The sequence below is a fragment of the Streptomyces sp. NPDC088794 genome, assembly GCF_044750545.1.
In the GTDB taxonomy this organism is placed as follows: domain Bacteria; phylum Actinomycetota; class Actinomycetes; order Streptomycetales; family Streptomycetaceae; genus Streptomyces.
Window position 1 is genome coordinate 1 of sequence record NZ_JBIVKB010000044.1, and the last position, 2,841, is coordinate 2,841.

Genomic DNA, 2,841 nt, shown 5'->3' on the forward strand with positions numbered 1-2,841 from the left:
CGCAGCTCCTCGCGCTTGGTGTACAGGTCAGTGAAGTCCAGCTGCTTGCCGACGGTCTTCAGCGCCTCGGAGAACTTCGCGTGGAACAGCTCCTGGAGCGTGTTCCGGTCGCTCGCCCGTTGCGTGCCGACGGCCTGGGCGACCTTGATGACGTCCTCGGCGGTCTTGTTGACCTTGACGAAGAACGAGATGCGGATGTCGGCGCGGATGTTGTCCTTGCAGATCAGCCCGTCCTTGCCGGCGCGGGTGATCTCGATGGTCTTCACCGAGATGTCCATCACCTCGGCCTTGTGCAGCACCGGCAGTACGACCTGCCCGGTGAAGGTCACATCGACCTTGCGCATCTTGGAGACGATCAGTGCCTTGCCCTGCTCCACCTTGCGGAACAGCCGGGCGACGATCAACAGCAGTAGCCCTGCCACGATGACGACAACGGCGACGAGTACGCCGATGCCCACGGTGATGGCATCCATAGGAAATCCTCGAAGTCTGTGATGAGTTGGCGCCGCAGCAGGAAAGGGCGGCAGGAACCGGCCCGCGTGAACGCGGACAAGTACGTCAGACGTGACCCCGCGGCCCGGCCGCGGGCAGATGACTCAGCTCAGTCGCGGGGCGGAGCGACTGCCGGGATCGAAAGGCTCACCGCTCTCCAAGTCTCGTTGCCGTGGCCCGTGTTTACGCCCATGCCGCCTGGCGAGCGGAGCTGCGAGCGCGTGGTTCACCGACCAGGCGGCGAGCACGGACAGCGCGAGCAGCGTGACACGAACGAGGGCAGAGCCGAGCCCTGTCCAATCGGCATGGTCCAGCACGACCGTCCCGGCGATGCTGGCGAGCCAGCCGCTCACCGCAGCGACGGAGGCGGCCACGGCGACCGGTACCTCTCCGAACAACCTCGCCAGCGCCGGGGCGTCGGCATCGAAGTCATGTGTGTGGGCCCGACCCAGCAGGACGAGGAGCCAGAAGCCAAGCGTGACTACCGAGGCAGAGGTGAAGAGGAGGGTGGGGAACTGCGCGGCGGCAGCGACGATCTCGAACATTCCCTCACCCCCGGTCCAGCGGTAACGTCCAAGTGCCCCCGGCCATTGCCGGATCCGGGCACGAGCGCGCACTCCTGTGCGCGCCATGCCCATTGTGGAATCACGCTCGCCTGTGTCGCATTGCCGTGCTCCGGCAGTCTTGACGGCTCGTTGATGCCGGACTGCGATACCCAGACGGCCAACGCCCCGTCGGCTCATGCGTCATGGCCGCATGTGGCCGTGGCGACGAGCGTGCCGACGTCACCGTCTCAGCCGCGGTGCGAGGGGGCGCGACACTCGGCGGGTGCCCTAACTTCCCGACCAGGCCCGACATACGGCAATTCTGGGGGCGGGGGAGGAGGGGCGGGTCACGTCATCAGCAGGCCGACCCCGACCAGCAGAGCTGTGCAGACCAGGACCGTGACGATGACGATGCTCCGGTTCCCGGCACCGAGGTGGCGGAGAGCGATTGCCAGCGGACCGATGGGAGCGATCTTGATCTTCATGGTGTCTCCTTGATGATCGATATGTGTCCGGTTCGTCGTGGTTCGATTCAGGGGTGGGGTGCTCAGGCGGTGTCCTCCCGCAGGGAGTCCCGCAAGCGCAGCAGTGCGTGGCGTCGCGCGTGTGCCCGCGCCAGCAGCAGCCCTGCTGCCGCGATGAGGACGCCGCCGGTCAGAGCGGTGGCCAAGGTCTCGGCCGTGGTGCCGCGGGTCGCGGCCAGAGCCGTGCCGACAGCGCAGGTGCACGCACTGACCGCAAGCGCGAGTCGGGCGGCCAGCACCCGGTCCCGGGCGAATAGCGGTCGGCGGCGGCTCAGGACCCACCCGGCGAAGGCGGCTCAGGCAAGACCGACCGCGATCAGAGTGGCGAAGGCGGCCTGGGGGCGGGCGGGAAGCGGGTGCCGCTCGGTCACCCACAACACGGTGATCAACGCCGCACCGCACGACCCGCCCAGCCCCACCGCCACATGCCGGAGCCGGGAGCGCAGAGAGATCTCTGCCGCCAGCGAACGCTCCAGCTCCTTCGGCACAGCCAGGCGCGCCGCGTCGTCGTACTCACTCATGCTTCGTATCCCCTCTCCACCAGCGCGTCCCGCAGCATGCGGCGCGCGGTGCAGCCTGCTCTTGACGGTGCCCGGCGGTACACCGAGCACCTCGGCGCAGGCGGACAGCGATAGGTCCTCCAGGTGAAAGAGGATCAGTACCTCGCGTTCCAGCGGCGGCAGCCCGCTCAGGCCGGCTTCGATCTCCAGTGCGGTGAGGACATCGCCGAGGCCGTCGGCGGCGGCGACGTCGTCTGTCTCCACCTCGGAGGTCCGTGGCGCTCGGTACAGCCGGCGCAGATGATCGTTCACGGTGCGCCGGGCGATGGTGAACAACCACACGGCGAACCGCTCGGGTTCCCGCAGGCACGGCAGCCCGCGTACCACTGCGACCCATGCCTCCTGGGCAAGGTCGTCCGCAACATGCTGGGAGCCCACCATGCCCCGCACATAGCGCCACAGTGGGTCATGCCAGAGGCGCACCAGCTCGTGGAACGCCTCCCGCTCCCCGAGCTGGCAGCGCACCACCAGCAGCCCGTCGCGCCGTTCCTCGCCCACCGCATCTCCCTGCCTCCCGACACATGCGTGTCACCAAGACGGTCGGCATTCTGGGCAGAAAGGTTCACAGGGGCCTGAGCTGTCGCAGTACGACACTGCACGACCCTCAGCCTCAATGTCGCGGCCAAGGAGCAATGCTCAAGACCTGTGGATCGGACTCGGGAGGGGTGCCTCGTGGAACGTGGAGGGCGTACCTTCCCGAATGATCGACTTCTGGTCATC

5 protein-coding genes are annotated in these 2,841 nt (G+C 67.6%); all 5 read right to left on the reverse strand.

Translation table 11 applies throughout. The features are described 5' to 3' along the window. Positions 1–473, reverse strand: a 473-nt coding sequence (locus ACIP6U_RS48670) for an SPFH domain-containing protein (RefSeq protein WP_401729986.1), incomplete at its 3' end; no start/stop codon positions are given. A gap of 123 nt (positions 474–596) precedes the next feature. Continuing rightward, positions 597–1,037, reverse strand: a complete 441-nt coding sequence (locus ACIP6U_RS48675; protein WP_401729987.1) for a hypothetical protein — start codon at positions 1,035–1,037, stop codon at positions 597–599. 347 nt (positions 1,038–1,384) lie between these two features. Then, complete coding sequence (locus tag ACIP6U_RS48680) at positions 1,385–1,522, reverse strand: hypothetical protein (protein ID WP_401729989.1); 138 nt, start codon at positions 1,520–1,522, stop codon at positions 1,385–1,387. A 62-nt stretch (positions 1,523–1,584) separates the two neighbouring features. Beyond that, positions 1,585–1,707, reverse strand: coding sequence for a hypothetical protein (locus tag ACIP6U_RS48685; protein ID WP_401729991.1), 123 nt, complete (start codon positions 1,705–1,707; stop codon positions 1,585–1,587). Between the two features lie 150 nt (positions 1,708–1,857). Next, positions 1,858–2,619: an RNA polymerase sigma factor gene (locus ACIP6U_RS48690; RefSeq protein WP_401729993.1), complete on the reverse strand. Its 762-nt coding sequence runs from the start codon at positions 2,617–2,619 to the stop codon at positions 1,858–1,860. Between the last annotated feature and the right edge of the window lie 222 nt (positions 2,620–2,841).

Coding starts and splice junctions, on each gene's coding strand:
- ACIP6U_RS48675 (WP_401729987.1), bottom strand. CDS start 1,037: ATGTTCGAGATCGTCGCTGCCGCCGCGCAGTTCCCCACCCTCCTCTTC.
- ACIP6U_RS48680 (WP_401729989.1), bottom strand. CDS start 1,522: ATGAAGATCAAGATCGCTCCCATCGGTCCGCTGGCAATCGCTCTCCGC.